At 31.3% G+C, this 14,763-nt stretch carries 17 protein-coding genes; 4 read left to right on the forward strand and 13 right to left on the reverse strand.

The genetic code is table 11. The annotated features are described in order from the left end of the window. Positions 1 to 28: 28 nt before the first annotated feature. On the reverse strand, positions 29 to 862 hold the full coding sequence (locus AC5YF9_RS01870) for a TauD/TfdA dioxygenase family protein (RefSeq protein ID WP_415304345.1): 834 nt from the start codon (positions 860 to 862) through the stop codon (positions 29 to 31). Positions 863 to 913: 51 nt separating this feature from the next. Between AC5YF9_RS01870 and AC5YF9_RS01875 the strand changes: the two genes are divergently transcribed. Continuing rightward, positions 914 to 1,258, forward strand: coding sequence for a DMT family transporter (locus AC5YF9_RS01875; protein ID WP_415304346.1), 345 nt, complete (start codon positions 914 to 916; stop codon positions 1,256 to 1,258). A gap of 1 nt (position 1,259) precedes the next feature. Here AC5YF9_RS01875 and AC5YF9_RS01880 read toward each other — a convergent pair whose 3' ends face one another. Together AC5YF9_RS01880 and AC5YF9_RS01885 are read right to left on the reverse strand one after the other, a co-directional pair. Next, the gene (locus tag AC5YF9_RS01880; RefSeq protein ID WP_415304347.1) at positions 1,260 to 1,730 is read right to left on the reverse strand and encodes a thioesterase family protein; all 471 of its coding nucleotides are present in this window, start codon (positions 1,728 to 1,730) and stop codon (positions 1,260 to 1,262) included. 2 nt (positions 1,731 to 1,732) lie between these two features. Then, entirely contained in the window at positions 1,733 to 2,461 is a 729-nt protein-coding gene (locus AC5YF9_RS01885) for a class II aldolase/adducin family protein (RefSeq protein ID WP_496169927.1), read from the reverse strand. 35 nt (positions 2,462 to 2,496) lie between these two features. Between AC5YF9_RS01885 and AC5YF9_RS01890 the strand changes: the two genes are divergently transcribed. Continuing rightward, the gene (locus tag AC5YF9_RS01890; protein WP_415287134.1) at positions 2,497 to 3,384 is read left to right on the forward strand and encodes a beta-keto acid cleavage family enzyme; all 888 of its coding nucleotides are present in this window, start codon (positions 2,497 to 2,499) and stop codon (positions 3,382 to 3,384) included. 8 nt (positions 3,385 to 3,392) lie between these two features. Then, complete coding sequence (locus AC5YF9_RS01895; RefSeq protein ID WP_415304350.1) at positions 3,393 to 4,334, forward strand: 3-hydroxyacyl-CoA dehydrogenase NAD-binding domain-containing protein; 942 nt, start codon at positions 3,393 to 3,395, stop codon at positions 4,332 to 4,334. A gap of 1 nt (position 4,335) precedes the next feature. On the opposite strand, the gene AC5YF9_RS01900 is transcribed toward AC5YF9_RS01895, so the two are convergent. The 4 genes from AC5YF9_RS01900 to AC5YF9_RS01915 form a co-directional block, all read right to left on the reverse strand. After that, positions 4,336 to 5,124 (reverse strand): SDR family oxidoreductase, encoded by a 789-nt coding sequence (locus AC5YF9_RS01900; RefSeq protein ID WP_415304351.1) that lies wholly within the window; start codon positions 5,122 to 5,124, stop codon positions 4,336 to 4,338. A gap of 3 nt (positions 5,125 to 5,127) precedes the next feature. Then, on the reverse strand, positions 5,128 to 6,153 hold the full coding sequence (locus AC5YF9_RS01905; protein ID WP_415304352.1) for a quaternary amine ABC transporter ATP-binding protein: 1,026 nt from the start codon (positions 6,151 to 6,153) through the stop codon (positions 5,128 to 5,130). Continuing rightward, the gene (locus AC5YF9_RS01910; protein WP_415285935.1) at positions 6,153 to 7,172 is read right to left on the reverse strand and encodes an ABC transporter permease; all 1,020 of its coding nucleotides are present in this window, start codon (positions 7,170 to 7,172) and stop codon (positions 6,153 to 6,155) included. Before AC5YF9_RS01910 ends, AC5YF9_RS01905 begins: the two co-directional genes overlap by 1 nt. Before the next feature lie 67 nt (positions 7,173 to 7,239). Next, on the reverse strand, positions 7,240 to 8,259 hold the full coding sequence (locus AC5YF9_RS01915; protein ID WP_415304353.1) for a glycine betaine ABC transporter substrate-binding protein: 1,020 nt from the start codon (positions 8,257 to 8,259) through the stop codon (positions 7,240 to 7,242). 130 nt (positions 8,260 to 8,389) lie between these two features. On the opposite strand from AC5YF9_RS01915, the gene AC5YF9_RS01920 reads away from it, so the two are divergent. Next, positions 8,390 to 9,514: a TauD/TfdA family dioxygenase gene (locus AC5YF9_RS01920; RefSeq protein ID WP_415304354.1), complete on the forward strand. Its 1,125-nt coding sequence runs from the start codon at positions 8,390 to 8,392 to the stop codon at positions 9,512 to 9,514. 2 nt (positions 9,515 to 9,516) lie between these two features. Here the strand turns inward: AC5YF9_RS01920 and AC5YF9_RS01925 are convergent, their stop codons facing one another. From AC5YF9_RS01925 to AC5YF9_RS01950, 6 genes are read right to left on the reverse strand one after another with little or no spacing between them, the layout of a single operon-like run. Then, positions 9,517 to 10,158 carry a glycerophosphodiester phosphodiesterase family protein gene (locus tag AC5YF9_RS01925; protein WP_415304355.1) on the reverse strand — a complete coding sequence of 214 codons (642 nt, stop codon included), beginning with the start codon at positions 10,156 to 10,158 and terminating at the stop codon, positions 9,517 to 9,519. A 1-nt stretch (position 10,159) separates the two neighbouring features. Then, positions 10,160 to 10,537, reverse strand: a complete 378-nt coding sequence (locus AC5YF9_RS01930; RefSeq protein ID WP_415304356.1) for a VOC family protein — start codon at positions 10,535 to 10,537, stop codon at positions 10,160 to 10,162. Between the two features lie 3 nt (positions 10,538 to 10,540). Next, the gene (locus AC5YF9_RS01935; protein ID WP_415304357.1) at positions 10,541 to 11,971 is read right to left on the reverse strand and encodes an aldehyde dehydrogenase family protein; all 1,431 of its coding nucleotides are present in this window, start codon (positions 11,969 to 11,971) and stop codon (positions 10,541 to 10,543) included. A gap of 21 nt (positions 11,972 to 11,992) precedes the next feature. After that, positions 11,993 to 12,934, reverse strand: a complete 942-nt coding sequence (locus tag AC5YF9_RS01940) for an NAD(P)-dependent oxidoreductase (RefSeq protein ID WP_415304358.1) — start codon at positions 12,932 to 12,934, stop codon at positions 11,993 to 11,995. Between the two features lie 49 nt (positions 12,935 to 12,983). Further along, positions 12,984 to 13,364, reverse strand: coding sequence for a cupin domain-containing protein (locus AC5YF9_RS01945; protein WP_415304359.1), 381 nt, complete (start codon positions 13,362 to 13,364; stop codon positions 12,984 to 12,986). A 20-nt stretch (positions 13,365 to 13,384) separates the two neighbouring features. Beyond that, the gene (locus tag AC5YF9_RS01950) at positions 13,385 to 14,725 is read right to left on the reverse strand and encodes a trimethylamine monooxygenase (protein ID WP_415304360.1); all 1,341 of its coding nucleotides are present in this window, start codon (positions 14,723 to 14,725) and stop codon (positions 13,385 to 13,387) included. Positions 14,726 to 14,763 lie beyond the last annotated feature (38 nt).

The following is a 14,763-nucleotide window of genomic DNA, read 5'->3' on the forward strand; positions in this document are numbered from 1 at the left end:
TTCCTGCTAGATTCTTAATAAATTAGAATTAATGAGGTTGATCACCCTCAATAGCTATTCTATCCATTATTCTTTCATGACCTAAACCTCTGCCAGGATAAAAGTCTGCTATCGCATAATGAATAACACTTCTATTATCCCATATCGCAACAGTATTTTCTGTCCAATTAAATCTACAAGTTAGATCTAATCTTGCCTGATGTTCAAATATCTTTTTTAATATTTCATCACTTTCTATTTTATCTAAACCAATTATTTGTTTTGTGTAAGTCCAATTTACATACAGTATTTTCTTTCCTGTTTCTGGATGAGTTCTCACTATGGGATGTTCATTTGAATATTCATCGTAATTTCTTTTTTCATGACCTGACATACCCTTGTAATTGTCTATAAAAAATTCTGCTCCAAGGGAGCTATGAATAGCTTTTTTATCTTTTATCTTTTTTTTAATTTCTTCATCAAGAGTTTCCCATGCAAGTTCCATATTAGAAAAACAAGTGTCTCCACCCACGGGAGGTATCTTTATAGATTTTAAAATTACAGCTTTAGTTGGTTTAATATTGTAACTAACATCAGTGTGCCAATTCTCCCCCCATTGATTTTTTTCTTCTTTAGTTTTTACAATTCTTACTATTTCAGGGTGATTATTTAATCCCTTCACATAAGCATGATTTTCTAGTGGACCCCAGTTTTGAGCTAATGCAATCTGTTCATTGTGGGTGATATCCTGATTTCTAAAAAAAATTACTTTGTGTTCTAAAAGCAGGTTATTTATTTTTTTATAATTTTCTTTTGAGGAATCTTTAAGGTCTATACCTGATATTTCAGCTCCAAGAGCCCCTGATAAAAGTTTAACTTCCATTAAAAGAATATATTTCTGGAAATTTATTTTGTCAAAATATATAAGGTTCCTATGACTTTAACCGAAGCTTATATGCTATTAATAGTTTCTATTTTACTAGAAATTACTGCAACAGGATCACTAAAAGCAACCGAAGGTTTTACCAGATGGATTCCATCCCTAATATCAGTCGTTGCTATCAGTGGCTGTATGTATTTAATGTCTCATGTAATGAAGGTTTTACCAGTGGGCATCACCTATGCTACATGGTCAGGAGTTGGAATAGTAGCCTTAACTCTAATTGGAATTATTAAATATAAGCAAGTTCCAAATTTAGCAACTATTTTTGGACTAGCTTTAGTTGTTGTTGGAGTTGTAATTATTAATGTGATGAACAATCAAAATATTGATAATTAGTTTATTTTTTTAATTTAGCTGAGAATTTTAAACCTATATTATTAAAATTAATTTTATTTGTTTTAATAAATTCATTCATTATTTTAATTTTTTCATCCTCAAATTCAGCAACTTTTCTTTTATTCAAATCAACATATAGAGATAAGAATTCTATTGACGATGCTAAATACTCTTTTTCTTTATGGGTCATTTCAAATTTATACTGAAGTCTTTTTTTGTCATGATCAAAATAGGTTAAATTTATATTCACTTCTTCACCCTCATTAACTTCTTGATCATAAGTGATATGAGATTCAACAACCATGGTACTTTTTTTTGTTGTTTTTGCTGAATGTTCGCCCATATTAAATTTTGTCATCAAAGTTTCAGTACCGTAAAGATCAAAAATTAAAACATAATAGGCGACATTCATATGATTATTATAATCGGTCCAATCTTTAATAATCTTCTGTGTATTTAACAATATAGACATATTTAATTCTTATATTCTGGTTCTTCTTTATCTAAAATCAATTTTATTTGATTAAGATGCATCCCCGCTAAATCAATCGGATAATTTGCAGTTTCTTGAGCTGTTTTTTCTGCAATTTCATGACTAGCTACATTCAACTCCCTGTTAGTTGACAATGCTGTTAAATAAGTTTCTGCAGCTTTTTCAAAATAATACAAGGCATTGAAACCCTCTGCAATAGTTTCACCTGTGATTATTATTCCATGGTTAGCTAGCAGCATATGCTGTTTGTTTCCTAAGGCACTTGCCATTTTTTCAGACTCTTCTTCAAAACCCAAGCCACCAAATTCATTAAAGATAGAAACTCTATTATAAAACATCATAGTATTTTGATCTATAGGCTTTAATGTAGGATCTTTAAGGGTTGATAAAATTGTAGCATATTTAGAATGTGTATGAAAAATACATTTAGCATGAGCTACCTTTTTATGAATTACTCCATGAATATTGATTGCAGTTGGATCTACAATTTCTGGTTTTTTTTTTAATTTTTCTATATTTTCTTTTGTAACTAAAATTAAATCACTAGCTTTTATTTGACTAAAATGTATTCCAGCTTTGTTTACAAAAAAGTCAGTAGATGAGCCTGGTAAACAGACACTAAAATGATTTGCAACGCCTTCGTGCATATTTAGTCTAGCTGTCCATCTGAAGGTTGCAGCTAAATCTTTTTGTAAATCTGTTATTTCCATTTTTATTAAATTAAACTATATTTGAATTATAAATGATGAACAATAAAGTTTTTGTATCTTGCGCAGTAACAGGTTCTGGTGACACGGCTAGTAAACATCCTGATTTACCAAAGACACCAAAACAAATAGCGACTGCAGCAATAGAAGCTGCTAAAGCAGGAGCAGCAATTGCACACATTCACGTCAGGGAAGACGATGGTAAACCAAGTAGAAGATTAGAATTATATAAAGAGGTAGTTGATCTTGTTCGATCAAGTGATACGGATGTTATTTTAAATTTAACGACAGGCATGGGCGGCGACCTTGATATTGGACAAGGAAATAATCCATTAGACTTTGGTCCAATGACAGATATGGCAAATGTAATGGAGCGTATTGCTAATGCTGAACAATTCCTACCAGAAATCTGTACATTAGATGCTGGAACTTTAAACTTCGGTGACAGCTCTACAATCACAGTAAACACGCCAAATGATTTAAGAAAAGCTGCAAAACGATTAAAAGAAATTGGTGTTAAGCCAGAAATTGAAGCATTTGATTTAGGAAATATGTGGTTTGGCGCACAACTTTACAAAGAAGGATTATTAAGCGATCCACCAATGTTTCAAATGTGTTTGGGAATACCATGGGGGGCGCCTGCAACTACTTTAGCAATGCAAGCCATGTTAGATATAATGCCTAAAGAAGGTATCTGGTCGGGGTTTGCAATTTCACGGAATGAAATGCCTTTTGTTGCTCAGACTGTTTTGTTGGGAGGTAATCCAAGAGTTGGACTTGAAGATAATTTATATTTATCTAGAGGTAAATTAGCAACTAATGCGCAATTAGTTGAAAAAGCTATTAGAATTGTGGATGATCTTGGTTCTTCTATTATGACACCAGCAGAAACAAGAGAAAAACTAAAACTTATCAAGCATAAATAAGATTCATATTGAGTAAGATAAATAAAATTGCAGTAATTGGTACTGGAGTTATTGGTACTGGCTGGATTATTAGAATGTTGGCGCACAACAAAAAAGTTTCAGCATTTGATTTAAATTTTAAACAAAAAGCAATATTAATTAAAGAAATTAAAAGATCCCTTCCATTTGTAAAAAAACTTTATAAAAAAAAATTAATTAATTTAAAAAACTTAAGTTTTAAAACATCATTATTAGAAACATTAAAAGATGTGGATTTTATTCAAGAATGTGCATCAGAAAACTATAAATTAAAAACAAAGTTAATGTCAGACATAGGAAAATATTCCAAACTTAATGCTATTATATCTTCAAGTTCATCAGGATTGTTACCTTCTGTTATTTTTTCAAAATGCAAAAATCCTAATAGAGGAATTATTGGCCATCCATTTAATCCAGTCTACATGTTACCTGCTGTTGAAATTGTACCGGGAAAAAAAACATCTAAATCAATTTTAAAAAAAGCTAATGATTTTTATAAATCTATTTCAATGAATCCTATTGCTGTAAAAAAAGAGTTACCAGGATATTTGGCTGATAGATTGCAGGAAGCTTTATGGAGAGAGGGACTCCATATCATTAATGAAGGCTATGCAACAACAGAGGATTTAGATAGAGCAATAGAGGATGGACCTGGTTTAAGGTGGTCATTAATGGGTACCTTTTTAACCTTTCATTTAGCAGGTGGAAAATCAGGAATGAAACATATGTTGGAGCAGTTCGGACCAGCTTTAAAATTACCTTGGACAAAATTAAAAGCCCCAAACTTATCAAAAAAATTAATTAAAAGATTAGTAGATGGAACTAAAAAGCAAGCAAAAGGAAAGTCAGTAGCAAAAATTTCAAATATCAGAGATGAATATTTATTAGATTTATTATTAATGAGAAAGAAATACGAAAAAAAATTAAGATAAATTAATCATTTCTTTCTGTGTGACCATCTACAGAGATTACTTGTCCTGAAACTTTGCTAGAATCGTCTGAAATTAAAAATGAGCACATTTTTCCAATATCTTCTTCTAAGATCCATTGTTTCATTGAGCTCATCGAAACAAAATCTTTTTCAATTACTTTTGTTGAAATTTTAGTAAATTTTGATTTATCTCTTATTACTCTTTTCATTCTATCGCCCTTAATAGTTCCTGGACAAACAGCATTAACCCTAATATTAAATTTTCCAAGCTCCATGGCCAATGTTTTTGTGACACCAATTATTGCCCATTTGCTTGCAGCGTAAGGAGAACGAAGTGGAAAGCCTAGTACTCCGGCTGTCGATGAAATATTAATTATTGATCCGTTCTTAGATTTTTTAATTAGAGGTATAGATTTTTTAGTAAAATAAAAATGGCTATTAACATCTACATGCAAAGTATTTTCCCAATCTTTTGATTTTAATTTATCAAGAGAACCTGTGGGTCCAGCAATACCTACGTTATTAATTAAAGCATCAATTTTCTTAGTTTTTTTTTTAACTTTTTCGAAAAAATCGGAGACTTGATATTCGTTTGAAGCATCACAAAGATAAGCAAATAATTTTTTATTTTTTAAAGGATGTTTGTTCAATTTACTTAGAGACTTACTGTCTATATCGCAAAGATAAACATAAGCACCTCTAGCAAGACAAATTTTTGTAGTTGCCCAACCAATCCCAGAAGCACCAGCTGATATAATAATCTTTTTATTTTTTAATGATTGGTTAATCATTAATTATGTTTTTGTTAAAGATTCTTGAAGTTCTTTATTGGTTATATATCCCTTAACATTTCCATTTTTATCAACAACCTCACAGTTAGCACTTGTGCATACTATTTGGGGTAAAAATTCTTCAATGAATTGATCTTCTTGGACTTTGATTAAATTTGATTTATCAATTCCATTAACCTCATTTACATTTTTCATAATAACTTTTGCTTTAATTACCCTTGCTCTATTAACGTCTTTAACAAAAGCTTTTACATAATCATCTGCAGGTTTCATTATTATATCTATAGGTGTTCCAACTTGAACTAGTTTTCCAGCATTTAGTATTCCAATATGATCACCCAATCTTAATGACTCATCCAAATCATGGGTAATAAAAATTATTGTTTTTTTTAACTCTGATTGAAGATCTATTAATTGTTTTTGCATATCACTTCTAATTAAAGGGTCTAATGCACTAAAGGCTTCATCCATTAACATAATATCAGAATTTGTTGCTAAAGCTCTTGCTAAGCCAACACGTTGTTGCATTCCACCAGATAATTGATTTGGAAACTGGTTTTCAAAACCATTAAGACCAACGTCATCAATTTTTTCCATAGCAATTTTGTCTCTATCTTCTTCTGATTTACCTTGCATCTCTAAACCATAGCCAACATTTTGCATGACAGTTTTGTGTGGAAATAAACCAAATCTTTGAAAAACCATACTAATACGATTTCTTCTCCAATCAATTAACTCCTCTGGATTACAATTCATAACATTGGTACCATCAATGTGAATTTCACCCTCTGTCGGATCAATTAGTCTATTTATATGTCTTATTAATGTAGATTTTCCTGAACCAGATAAACCCATACAAACAAAAGTTTCACCTTCTTCTATATTTAAAGAAACATTATCTAATCCTACCGTATGTCCAGTTTGTTCTAGAATGTCATCTTTTGTTCCACCATTTTTAACCATGGGCATTATAGATTGTGGTTTATTGCCAAAAATTTTATAGATATTTCTAATTTCTATTTTTGACATTATTTTTTTACTTCCTTGGTGGGAGAATTTCTTTCTTGAAGTGTTTCGCCATAAGATTGAGTAATTCTATCCAGTACAATTGCCAATAATACAATTGCTATTCCTGCTTCTGCAGCTCTACCAACATTTAATTGTTGAAGACCTAGAAGAACTTCATCACCCAAACCTCTTGTTCCAATCATTGATGCGATAACAACCATTGATAATGCCATCATTGTACATTGGTTAACTCCCTGCATAATATTAGGTAGTGCGAGTGGAATTTGCACTCCCCATAATTTCTGTTTTTTGCTAGCTCCAAATGCGTCTGCTGCTTCTGTAACCTCTGTATCAACCAACCTAATACCTAGATCAGTTAATCTAACTAATGGAGGAACAGCATAAATAAAAGTTGCAATGATTGCTGGAACAGCACCAAGACCAAATAACATTATCCCTGGAATTAAATACACAAATGCCGGAATTGTTTGCATTAAATCTAGTATAGGAAGAATTTTCTCTCTTACCCTGTTAGCTCTAGACATCCAAATTCCTATTGGAACACCAATAATGAGACATAAAAATATACTAATTAACATAATTGAAGTAGTTTCAATTGCCTTATCCCAGAAACGAGGATGTAAAAATCCAATAAAAAATGTACAAAAACCTACTGCAACAGTAGTTTTGATTTTTTTACCACTTGCATAATAAGCAAGTATTACAACACCAATAATTACTAAAGGCCATGGAGCTTGAACTAAAAAGTTTTTCAGTCCCATTAACATTGCAAGTAAAACATTATTTATTGCCTCAAAGATAAAACCATAATTTTCATTAAGTGCTTTGAACCATTTATTAATTAATGGCATTAATGGTAAATCTAACCATTTGGGCCAATCACTTAACCATGAAAAATCTTTAAATAATTCACCTACAGTTTCAGGTTTTCTTTTCGATGAATTATAACTTGAAATTAATAACCATATAAAAATTCCCAATAGACTTAAGTTAAATAAATTTTTTTTATTTTTAAACATATGATTATTTCTTTTTTTTGCGAAGAAAGAGCCCGTAGGGCTCTTTCAAATTATTTGTTACGTAAAATTAAAGCGCTGCTTTTACTTTTTTAGCAACATCAGCAGGAACCCATGAAGTCCAAGCTGACTCTGATTTTAAGTATTCTCTAGCTGTTAAATCCATGTCACCATCTGACTCATCTTCATAGTAGGCTAACATTCTATTAACAGTAGCAGTAGGAATTGAGTACTGCGATAAGAACTTAGTTTCTGCAGGATGAGCGGCAGCCCATTTAGTCAATACAGATTTAGTTAACGCCATATCTCTGTATTCACTAGCACAAGATTTAGTATATGCCTCTGGTCCTTCTGCTTTGATTTTTTCAACAACTACAGACATATCATCCCAACATTTTTTGCTCCACTTAGGTTCAGTTAATCTAACTAGATCAACTTTACCCATTAAGCCAGTAGGGGCCCAATAGTATGTAAAGATAGGTTTCTTTTTAGCAAAAGCACCTGCAATAGCAGCATCTAACGCTCCTCCAGAACCTGGATCAAAATTTGTATAAAGTTCATCTAAACCATACTCTTTTTGTTTAACCAAGTTTACAGTATAACAAGTCCAACCTGAAATACAGCTAGTCATTCTACCTTTTGAAGGGTTTTCAGGATCTTTAAATAGTGCAGCTATTTTAGGATCTTTCATATCTTCAACAGATTTTAAATTGTATTTATCGGCTGTAGTTTTGTCCACGTAGAAAGCTTGTTGTGAATCTGGCGTATTAACTCCAATATTTTTAATAGTACCAGCCTCAACATGTGGCTCATAGTTTGCTATAATATTGTCATACCAAACCTCAGTGATTACATCTAGTTGACCATCGTAGTGGGCAGCCATAATAGGTGTTGTACTTCCTTTTGTTACCGTAACATTACATCCGTATCCTTTTTCAAGAATGAAAGAAGTAATTGCTGTATGAATATTAGCACTACTCCAATCAAAATCTCCCAATCTCGCTTTACAAGCAGCATTCGCACTAGTACCTACTAATGATAATGTCGATATAAAGAAGGCCGAAAGTAGTAATCTTTTTAAAAACCTCATATTTTCTCTCCCTATAGTTAAGTTTTATTGAGGATAGTTAATAAGGTATGACTTTGAAATTCAAGTAACAATTTAATTTACAACTATAAATTGCATTGAAAAGTACGTAAAACTAAATAATCATAGGAATATGACAAGTATTTCAAAAGTAGAAAAAAATAAAAAAAATCTACTTATTAAATGGAGCGATGGAGAGGAGAGCAGTTTTAACTATTTTTGGTTGAGAGATAATTGTCCTACAGCACACGATAAAGATACCAATCATAGAATGTTTAACATTCTTGAAGTTTCAAAAAATTTAATTGCTGAAGAATCAAAAGTAAATGAAGAGGGTAAATTAGTAGTAAAATGGAGTGAGGGAAATCATATAAGTCACTATGATCCAAAATGGCTTAGAGAAAATTGTTATACGATAAAAAACAAAGAAAAATATAATTCTCCCTATCAATTATGGGATAACTCTTTAGAAAACAATTTAGAATCTGTAACCATTGATCACAATAAAATTTTAAATAGTGAACAGGGTTTACTAAAATGGCTTGAGCTTTTACATTACAAGGGAATAGCAATTGTTAAAAATACACCAGTTGGAAAAGAGTCTGCATTTCCAGTTTTAAACAGAATAAGCCATACAAGGCAGACTTTTTTTAATACACCGTTTGAAGTTATTAATGTTCCAAAACCAAATAACTCAGCATATACGGCACATGCCTTAAGAAATCATATGGACCTACCTTGGTTCGAGACACCCCCTGGTTACCAGTTTCTTCACTGTTTGGTTAATTCTGCAGAAGGAGGAAATTCTTCATGTGTAGATGGATTTGCAGTAGCAGACTATTTAAAAAAGAACGAAAAAGAAATTTTTAACACCCTTGTAAGTGTACCTCTTAAATTTAGAGATAAAGATTATACGCAAGAAACGGTTAGAAACTTCCATGCTCCTGCGATTTCACTAACTAAGGACGGAGACTATAATGATATAAGATTTAGTGTAGCTACAATGGATACGTTAGACTGCCACCCTGATATTATGGACAAGGTATACGAAGCACACCGTAGATTTGGAAATCTTTTACACGATGATAAATTTCAAATTAAGTTTAGATTAGAACCAGGTGATATTTTTTCATTTAATAACAGAAGAGCTCTTCATGGAAGAACAGCTTTTAATCCAAATTCTGGTCATCGTCATTTACAAGGATATTATATGGACAGAGATGAAATTTTAGGAAGGTTAAACTTTTTAAAAAAATAATCTTATATATTTTCAAATATTAAGTTATTTTTTTTATTATATTTTTTAAATTCTAATTTAGTTTTGATTGTATAATAATATTTTTCAATTTTTAAATTTTTGATATTCTTATTTTTTAAATAAGATTTATCTAATATTAGACAATTGATATTCTTGTTATTTGATTTCTCAGTTATTTCCTTAATACTTGTTGGTGGTGAAAAAGATAATCCTACTTTAGTATTTTTTTTAATCTTAAGTAGATTGTAAATATTTTCGTGTTTAAAGGAAATGAATACACATTTTGTAAATTTTGATGTTTCCTTCAAGAGTTTTTTTAGAAGAGGTTTTGAAAAGATTGGTTTGATTTCAATATGAAGAGAGTACTTATTTTTTGAGCATTTCAACAAGTCTTTTAAGAGTGGAATTGGCTTATTAAACTTAGTGCTAATCTCATTAATCCGAGAATAATTAAGATTTTTTATGCTTAGATTTTTTTTAAAAGTTCTTTTTAAAGTAAAATCATGGAAACAAATAAATTCACCATCTTTTGTGACGTGAATATCTGTTTCAATCCCATATCCTTTTTTAAATGATTGTTTAAATGATTTTAAAAGATTTTCTTTGTAGTTTTTATTTACAATTCCCCTATGTATTAAGTGCATATTAATTATCTATTTTAGCAAACGAGCAAATTTTATTTTCATCAAGGTCTCTAATGTAACAATAATAATCCCCAGATCTTATTCCTGGGGCTCCTTCATCTTTTCCACCTAACTTAATTCCTATATTATAAAATTTATCAACTGTTTCTTTTGATTTTACTGCGAATGATATCTGTGTACCGTTTCCATACGTCGCTTTTTTTTTGTCGACTGGATTTGTTACATAAAATTCAATTTCTTTAGGATTTTTTTTGGATGAGTATCCTACATATTTTTCACTGGTTATTACTCTTTTTAAATCTATCGTCTCAAGTAAAGTATCATAAAACGTGATTGCTTTATCAAGATCATTAGTCCCAACCATTACAAATCCAATCATGAATTATTTCCACCCAGTGACAGTTTTAATTTCTAGGTATTCTTCAAGACCCCACACTCCACCCTCTCGACCATTTCCTGATTGTCTAAATCCACCAAATGGGGTTCCTGGATCTGCAGCATTGCCATTTATATATACACAACCTGATTTAAGTCTTTTTGCAACTCTATGAGCTTTTTCTTTATCTTCAGTTTGTAAATAATTTCCCAAACCATATTCAGTATTATTAGTAATTTCTATTGCTTCTTCTTCTGTTTCAAAAGGAATGATGGATAGTACAGGGCCAAAAATTTCTTTTTTTGCTATTTCCATATCATTTGTAACATTTGTAAAAATTGTTGGCTTAATAAAATAGCCCTTATTTAAATTATTTGGTAGGTCGGGACCACCTGCTGCTAATGTAGCACCCTCTTCAATACCACTTTTAATTAGACTAATAATTTTATCATATTGTATTTTTGAAACTACAGGACCAATATGATCTCCTTTTTTTGAGGCTTCATCTACTTTTATTAGATTTGCTTCTTCTGCAGCTTCTTTAATAGCTCTTTGATAGATAGATTTTTCAACCAACATTCTTGTTGGTGCATCGCATGATTGCCCAGAATTAGTCATAACATTCCTAATCCCATCTCTAACTGCATTAGGGTAAGAGTCAGCAAACACAATATTTCCACCTTTGCCTCCCAACTCTAGACAGACTCTTTTGATTGTTTCAGCGGCATTTTTAGAAATTAATCTCCCAGCTCTCGTTGACCCAGTAAAAGAAATCATATCAATATCGGGATGACCAGATAAATGTGTCCCAACTCCAGCCCCATCACCATTAACTAAATTAAAGACACCTTTTGGAAAACCAACTTCATCAATCATTTCAGCAAACAGCATTCCTGAAATAGGAGCAATTTCTGAAGGTTTTAAAATCATTGTACACCCAGTTGCTAATGCCGGAATAACCTTTAAAGCAATTTGATTAATAGGCCAATTCCAAGGAGTAATCAGTCCACAAACACCAATTGGTTCATAGCAAATATGGTTATTTGATTTTTCATTAAAGTGTTCGTCAAATTTAAAATTTTTAAGTCTTAGAATAAAATCTTCTAAATGTGATTGACCAGAGGCAGTTTGTACCTCTGTTGCCCAATCTATAGGCGCACCCATTTCTAACGAAATAGCTTCAGCCATTTCTCTAGACCGTTTTTTATAAACTGAGAGTAATTTTTCTAGATAGTTTAATCGGTCTTCTTTGGTAGTTTCTCTCCATGTTTCAAAAGCATTTTTAGCAGATTTAATTGCATCATTGGTATCTTCTTTTGAGCCTAAAGAAATAATTGCACATGGATCTTCATTACATGGATTGATTACATTAAAGGTATTTGGTTTTTTTGGTTCAACCCATCTACCATTGATATAAAATTTTCTCTTATCTAGCATGATAGTACTTTAACATGATAATTATATTTCATATCCTTTTTCTTCTTGTTCATTATCAATTAATTCATCTGGAAACCCATCTGCTCTAAAATCTATATTGTTTAACTCTTCCATTCTCTTAACAATCATTGAAGACCAAGCTCTTGAGCCATATTTTTTTTTACCATCTTCAAATATTTTAACAATTAAAGGAGAAATTTCTAAAGGTGCATTTAACTTTTTAGCTAAATTATCAAACAGGCCAGTATCCTTAAGAACAAGATCCATTGTGAAATTAATATTATAAGAACCATTTAAGATTACTTGACTTTCAGTTTCATGAACAAATGAATTTCCAGAGGAAACAGCTATACCTTTATAAACTTTTGATAAATCTAAATTAGATTTCTTAGCAACAGTCAAAGCTTCACCAAGAGCAACTAAATGAGTAGAAGCTAAATAATTTGTAATTACTTTTAAAACAGTAGCCGAACCAAGTTCTCCAGTATGTAAAATTTTCCTACCCATCATAGTTAATGCAGGTAATATCTTTTCAAAAGCATTTCTTTCTCCACCAACGAATATTGCAATATTTCCTGTAGCTGCTCTATGACAACCTCCGCTAACTGGGCCATCAAGTGGTATTGCTCCTTTTTCCCTAACAAACTTACCTAATCTTTTTATTTCAGACTCATCAGTAGTGCTCATTTCAAGCCAAATTTTATTTTTGGTAAGTCCATTTATAACTCCATCTTCTGCTTCCATCACTTCAGCACAAATTTTTGGAGAAGGGAGGCATGTTATTATTAAATCAGCTTGTTGTGCTAATTCTTTAGGAGAATTTGCAATTTTTGCACCTTTATTTTTAAAATCTTTTGTAAGGTCTTTATTTAAATCTCTAACAGTTAATTCAAATTTATTTCTCAATAAACTAACGGCAAGTTTACCACCTACATTTCCAAGTCCTATAAAGCCAATCTTCATTATAATTCCATATTTTAATTAATTGTTTTTAACTAATATACTTAAGATTTTAGCTTGTTGAAATATACTCAACTTCAGAAAAACGATCTGTTGGAAAAATCCAATAAAATTCTAAGGTTTCTTTTCCAGTATTTTTTAAAGCATGCTCAGCATTTCCTGCAATATAAACTACATCACCTTTCTTAATCTCTTCAAGTTCACCAGATTTATTCAATACTCCTGTGCCATTAGTAACTACATATATTTCTGCAGGTGAATGATAATGGAGGGTCAAGTTACCCCCTGGAGCAATCTCTGCAAAACCAAGTGAAAGTCCGGAACTGCCCATAAAATCTGCATCAATTAAAAATTTCCACCTAACACCTGGATATTTTTCGGTTGTTGACCATTCTTGATCAGAGACAGATTTAAGGTTTTTTACAAATATCATACACAATTACAACTTATGGCTTATTTTTTAGGCTGATCTAAAAATGTTTTTAAAGAATCGTCCATTGCAACTTCCCAGGCAGTATGATGTTTTGGACCAATTGATCCAGTCACAGGTGAAGAAAAGGACTTATTTCTATAGGTCATAATATTTTCTACTTTATGATGTTCCCATTCTTTAAAAGTTTTTCTAATCAATTCAAAATCAATTTTTGGATAATCAGATAAAGTATGAAGTTCTTTTGTATACTCAGTCTGAAAATCTATCATTTGATCAGCACTTTCTAATTTTTCTTCCATCGATACCCATTTGTTTATATCTTTTTCTATTTCTGAACTACCTGGAAATTTAATCTTTCCCATTATAACGTCTCTTGCAAACCAAGCCTGACAATCAAACATATTAAATGTATGAAATTGATCTTGCATACCTAGGTATATTAATTTGTGATTATTTTGCCAAACGATACCTTTATATAAATTTGGTGGATACAGTCTATTCCCTGTATTTAATTTTAAGTCTTCAGATAAAAAAGGGAAATGATGAAGATAACCTGTGCATAAAATTACAGCATCTGCTTCTTGCACATGACCATCTTTAAAAATTGCTTTATTGCCCTCAAGCCTATCTAGGTGATAAACTTCTTTCATTCCTTTTGGCCAATTAAATCCCATTGGATTATGTCTGTAAGCTATTGTTACACTTTTCGCTCCATACTTATGACATTGAAGAGCTACGTCTTCTGCGGAATAACTACTTCCTAAAACAACTACATTTTTATCTCTAAATTCTTCTGCATCTCTAAAATCATGAGAGTGCATTATTCTTCCAGGAAAAGCTTTCATACCAGGATATTCTGGAATGAATGGAACAGAAAAATGTCCATTAGCTACAATAACATAGTCAAAAATATCCGTTGAAGAGGTAGCTTTTTTTTTATCACGATAAGTAACTTCAAAATTATTACCATTATAAACAACATTAGTAACTGTAGTGCTAAATTTTATTTTACTTTTTGAATTCCCTTTTTTAATTCTACCCAAAATATAATCATACAAAACTTCTCTAGGTGGAAATGATGGAATTGGTTTTCCAAAATGTTCATCAAACGAATAGTCAGCAAACTCGAGACATTCTTTAGGGCCGTTTGACCAAAGGTATCTATACATGCTGTTAGGTACGGGGTCGCCGTATTGGTCAGAACCTGTTCTCCAACTGTAATTCCATAAGCCTCCCCAATCATCTTGTTTGTCAAAACAAACTATTTCAGGTATTTTTTCACCTTTTTTTTCAGCTTGTTCAAAAGATCTCAAAGCAGATAAACCACAAGGTCCAGCACCAATAATTGCTACTTTTGTCATAAAATCACCTCTCCCTAATAAATTTATAACTGTACTTT

It is taken from the genome of Candidatus Pelagibacter sp. uisw_098 (genome assembly GCF_059512505.1).

Bases quoted from the DNA above. Each gene is read 5' to 3' on its own strand.
- AC5YF9_RS01870 (WP_415304345.1), bottom strand. From the start codon at position 862: ATGGAAGTTAAACTTTTATCAGGGGCTCTTGGAGCTGAAATATCAGGT.
- AC5YF9_RS01875 (WP_415304346.1), top strand. From the start codon at position 914: ATGACTTTAACCGAAGCTTATATGCTATTAATAGTTTCTATTTTACTA.
- AC5YF9_RS01880 (WP_415304347.1), bottom strand. From the start codon at position 1,730: ATGTCTATATTGTTAAATACACAGAAGATTATTAAAGATTGGACCGAT.
- AC5YF9_RS01885 (WP_496169927.1), bottom strand. From the start codon at position 2,461: ATGGAAATAACAGATTTACAAAAAGATTTAGCTGCAACCTTCAGATGG.
- AC5YF9_RS01890 (WP_415287134.1), top strand. From the start codon at position 2,497: ATGAACAATAAAGTTTTTGTATCTTGCGCAGTAACAGGTTCTGGTGAC.
- AC5YF9_RS01900 (WP_415304351.1), bottom strand. From the start codon at position 5,124: ATGATTAACCAATCATTAAAAAATAAAAAGATTATTATATCAGCTGGT.
- AC5YF9_RS01905 (WP_415304352.1), bottom strand. From the start codon at position 6,153: ATGTCAAAAATAGAAATTAGAAATATCTATAAAATTTTTGGCAATAAA.
- AC5YF9_RS01910 (WP_415285935.1), bottom strand. From the start codon at position 7,172: ATGTTTAAAAATAAAAAAAATTTATTTAACTTAAGTCTATTGGGAATT.
- AC5YF9_RS01915 (WP_415304353.1), bottom strand. From the start codon at position 8,259: ATGAGGTTTTTAAAAAGATTACTACTTTCGGCCTTCTTTATATCGACA.
- AC5YF9_RS01920 (WP_415304354.1), top strand. From the start codon at position 8,390: ATGACAAGTATTTCAAAAGTAGAAAAAAATAAAAAAAATCTACTTATT.
- AC5YF9_RS01925 (WP_415304355.1), bottom strand. From the start codon at position 10,158: ATGCACTTAATACATAGGGGAATTGTAAATAAAAACTACAAAGAAAAT.
- AC5YF9_RS01930 (WP_415304356.1), bottom strand. From the start codon at position 10,537: ATGATTGGATTTGTAATGGTTGGGACTAATGATCTTGATAAAGCAATC.
- AC5YF9_RS01935 (WP_415304357.1), bottom strand. From the start codon at position 11,971: ATGCTAGATAAGAGAAAATTTTATATCAATGGTAGATGGGTTGAACCA.
- AC5YF9_RS01940 (WP_415304358.1), bottom strand. From the start codon at position 12,934: ATGAAGATTGGCTTTATAGGACTTGGAAATGTAGGTGGTAAACTTGCC.
- AC5YF9_RS01945 (WP_415304359.1), bottom strand. From the start codon at position 13,364: ATGATATTTGTAAAAAACCTTAAATCTGTCTCTGATCAAGAATGGTCA.
- AC5YF9_RS01950 (WP_415304360.1), bottom strand. From the start codon at position 14,725: ATGACAAAAGTAGCAATTATTGGTGCTGGACCTTGTGGTTTATCTGCT.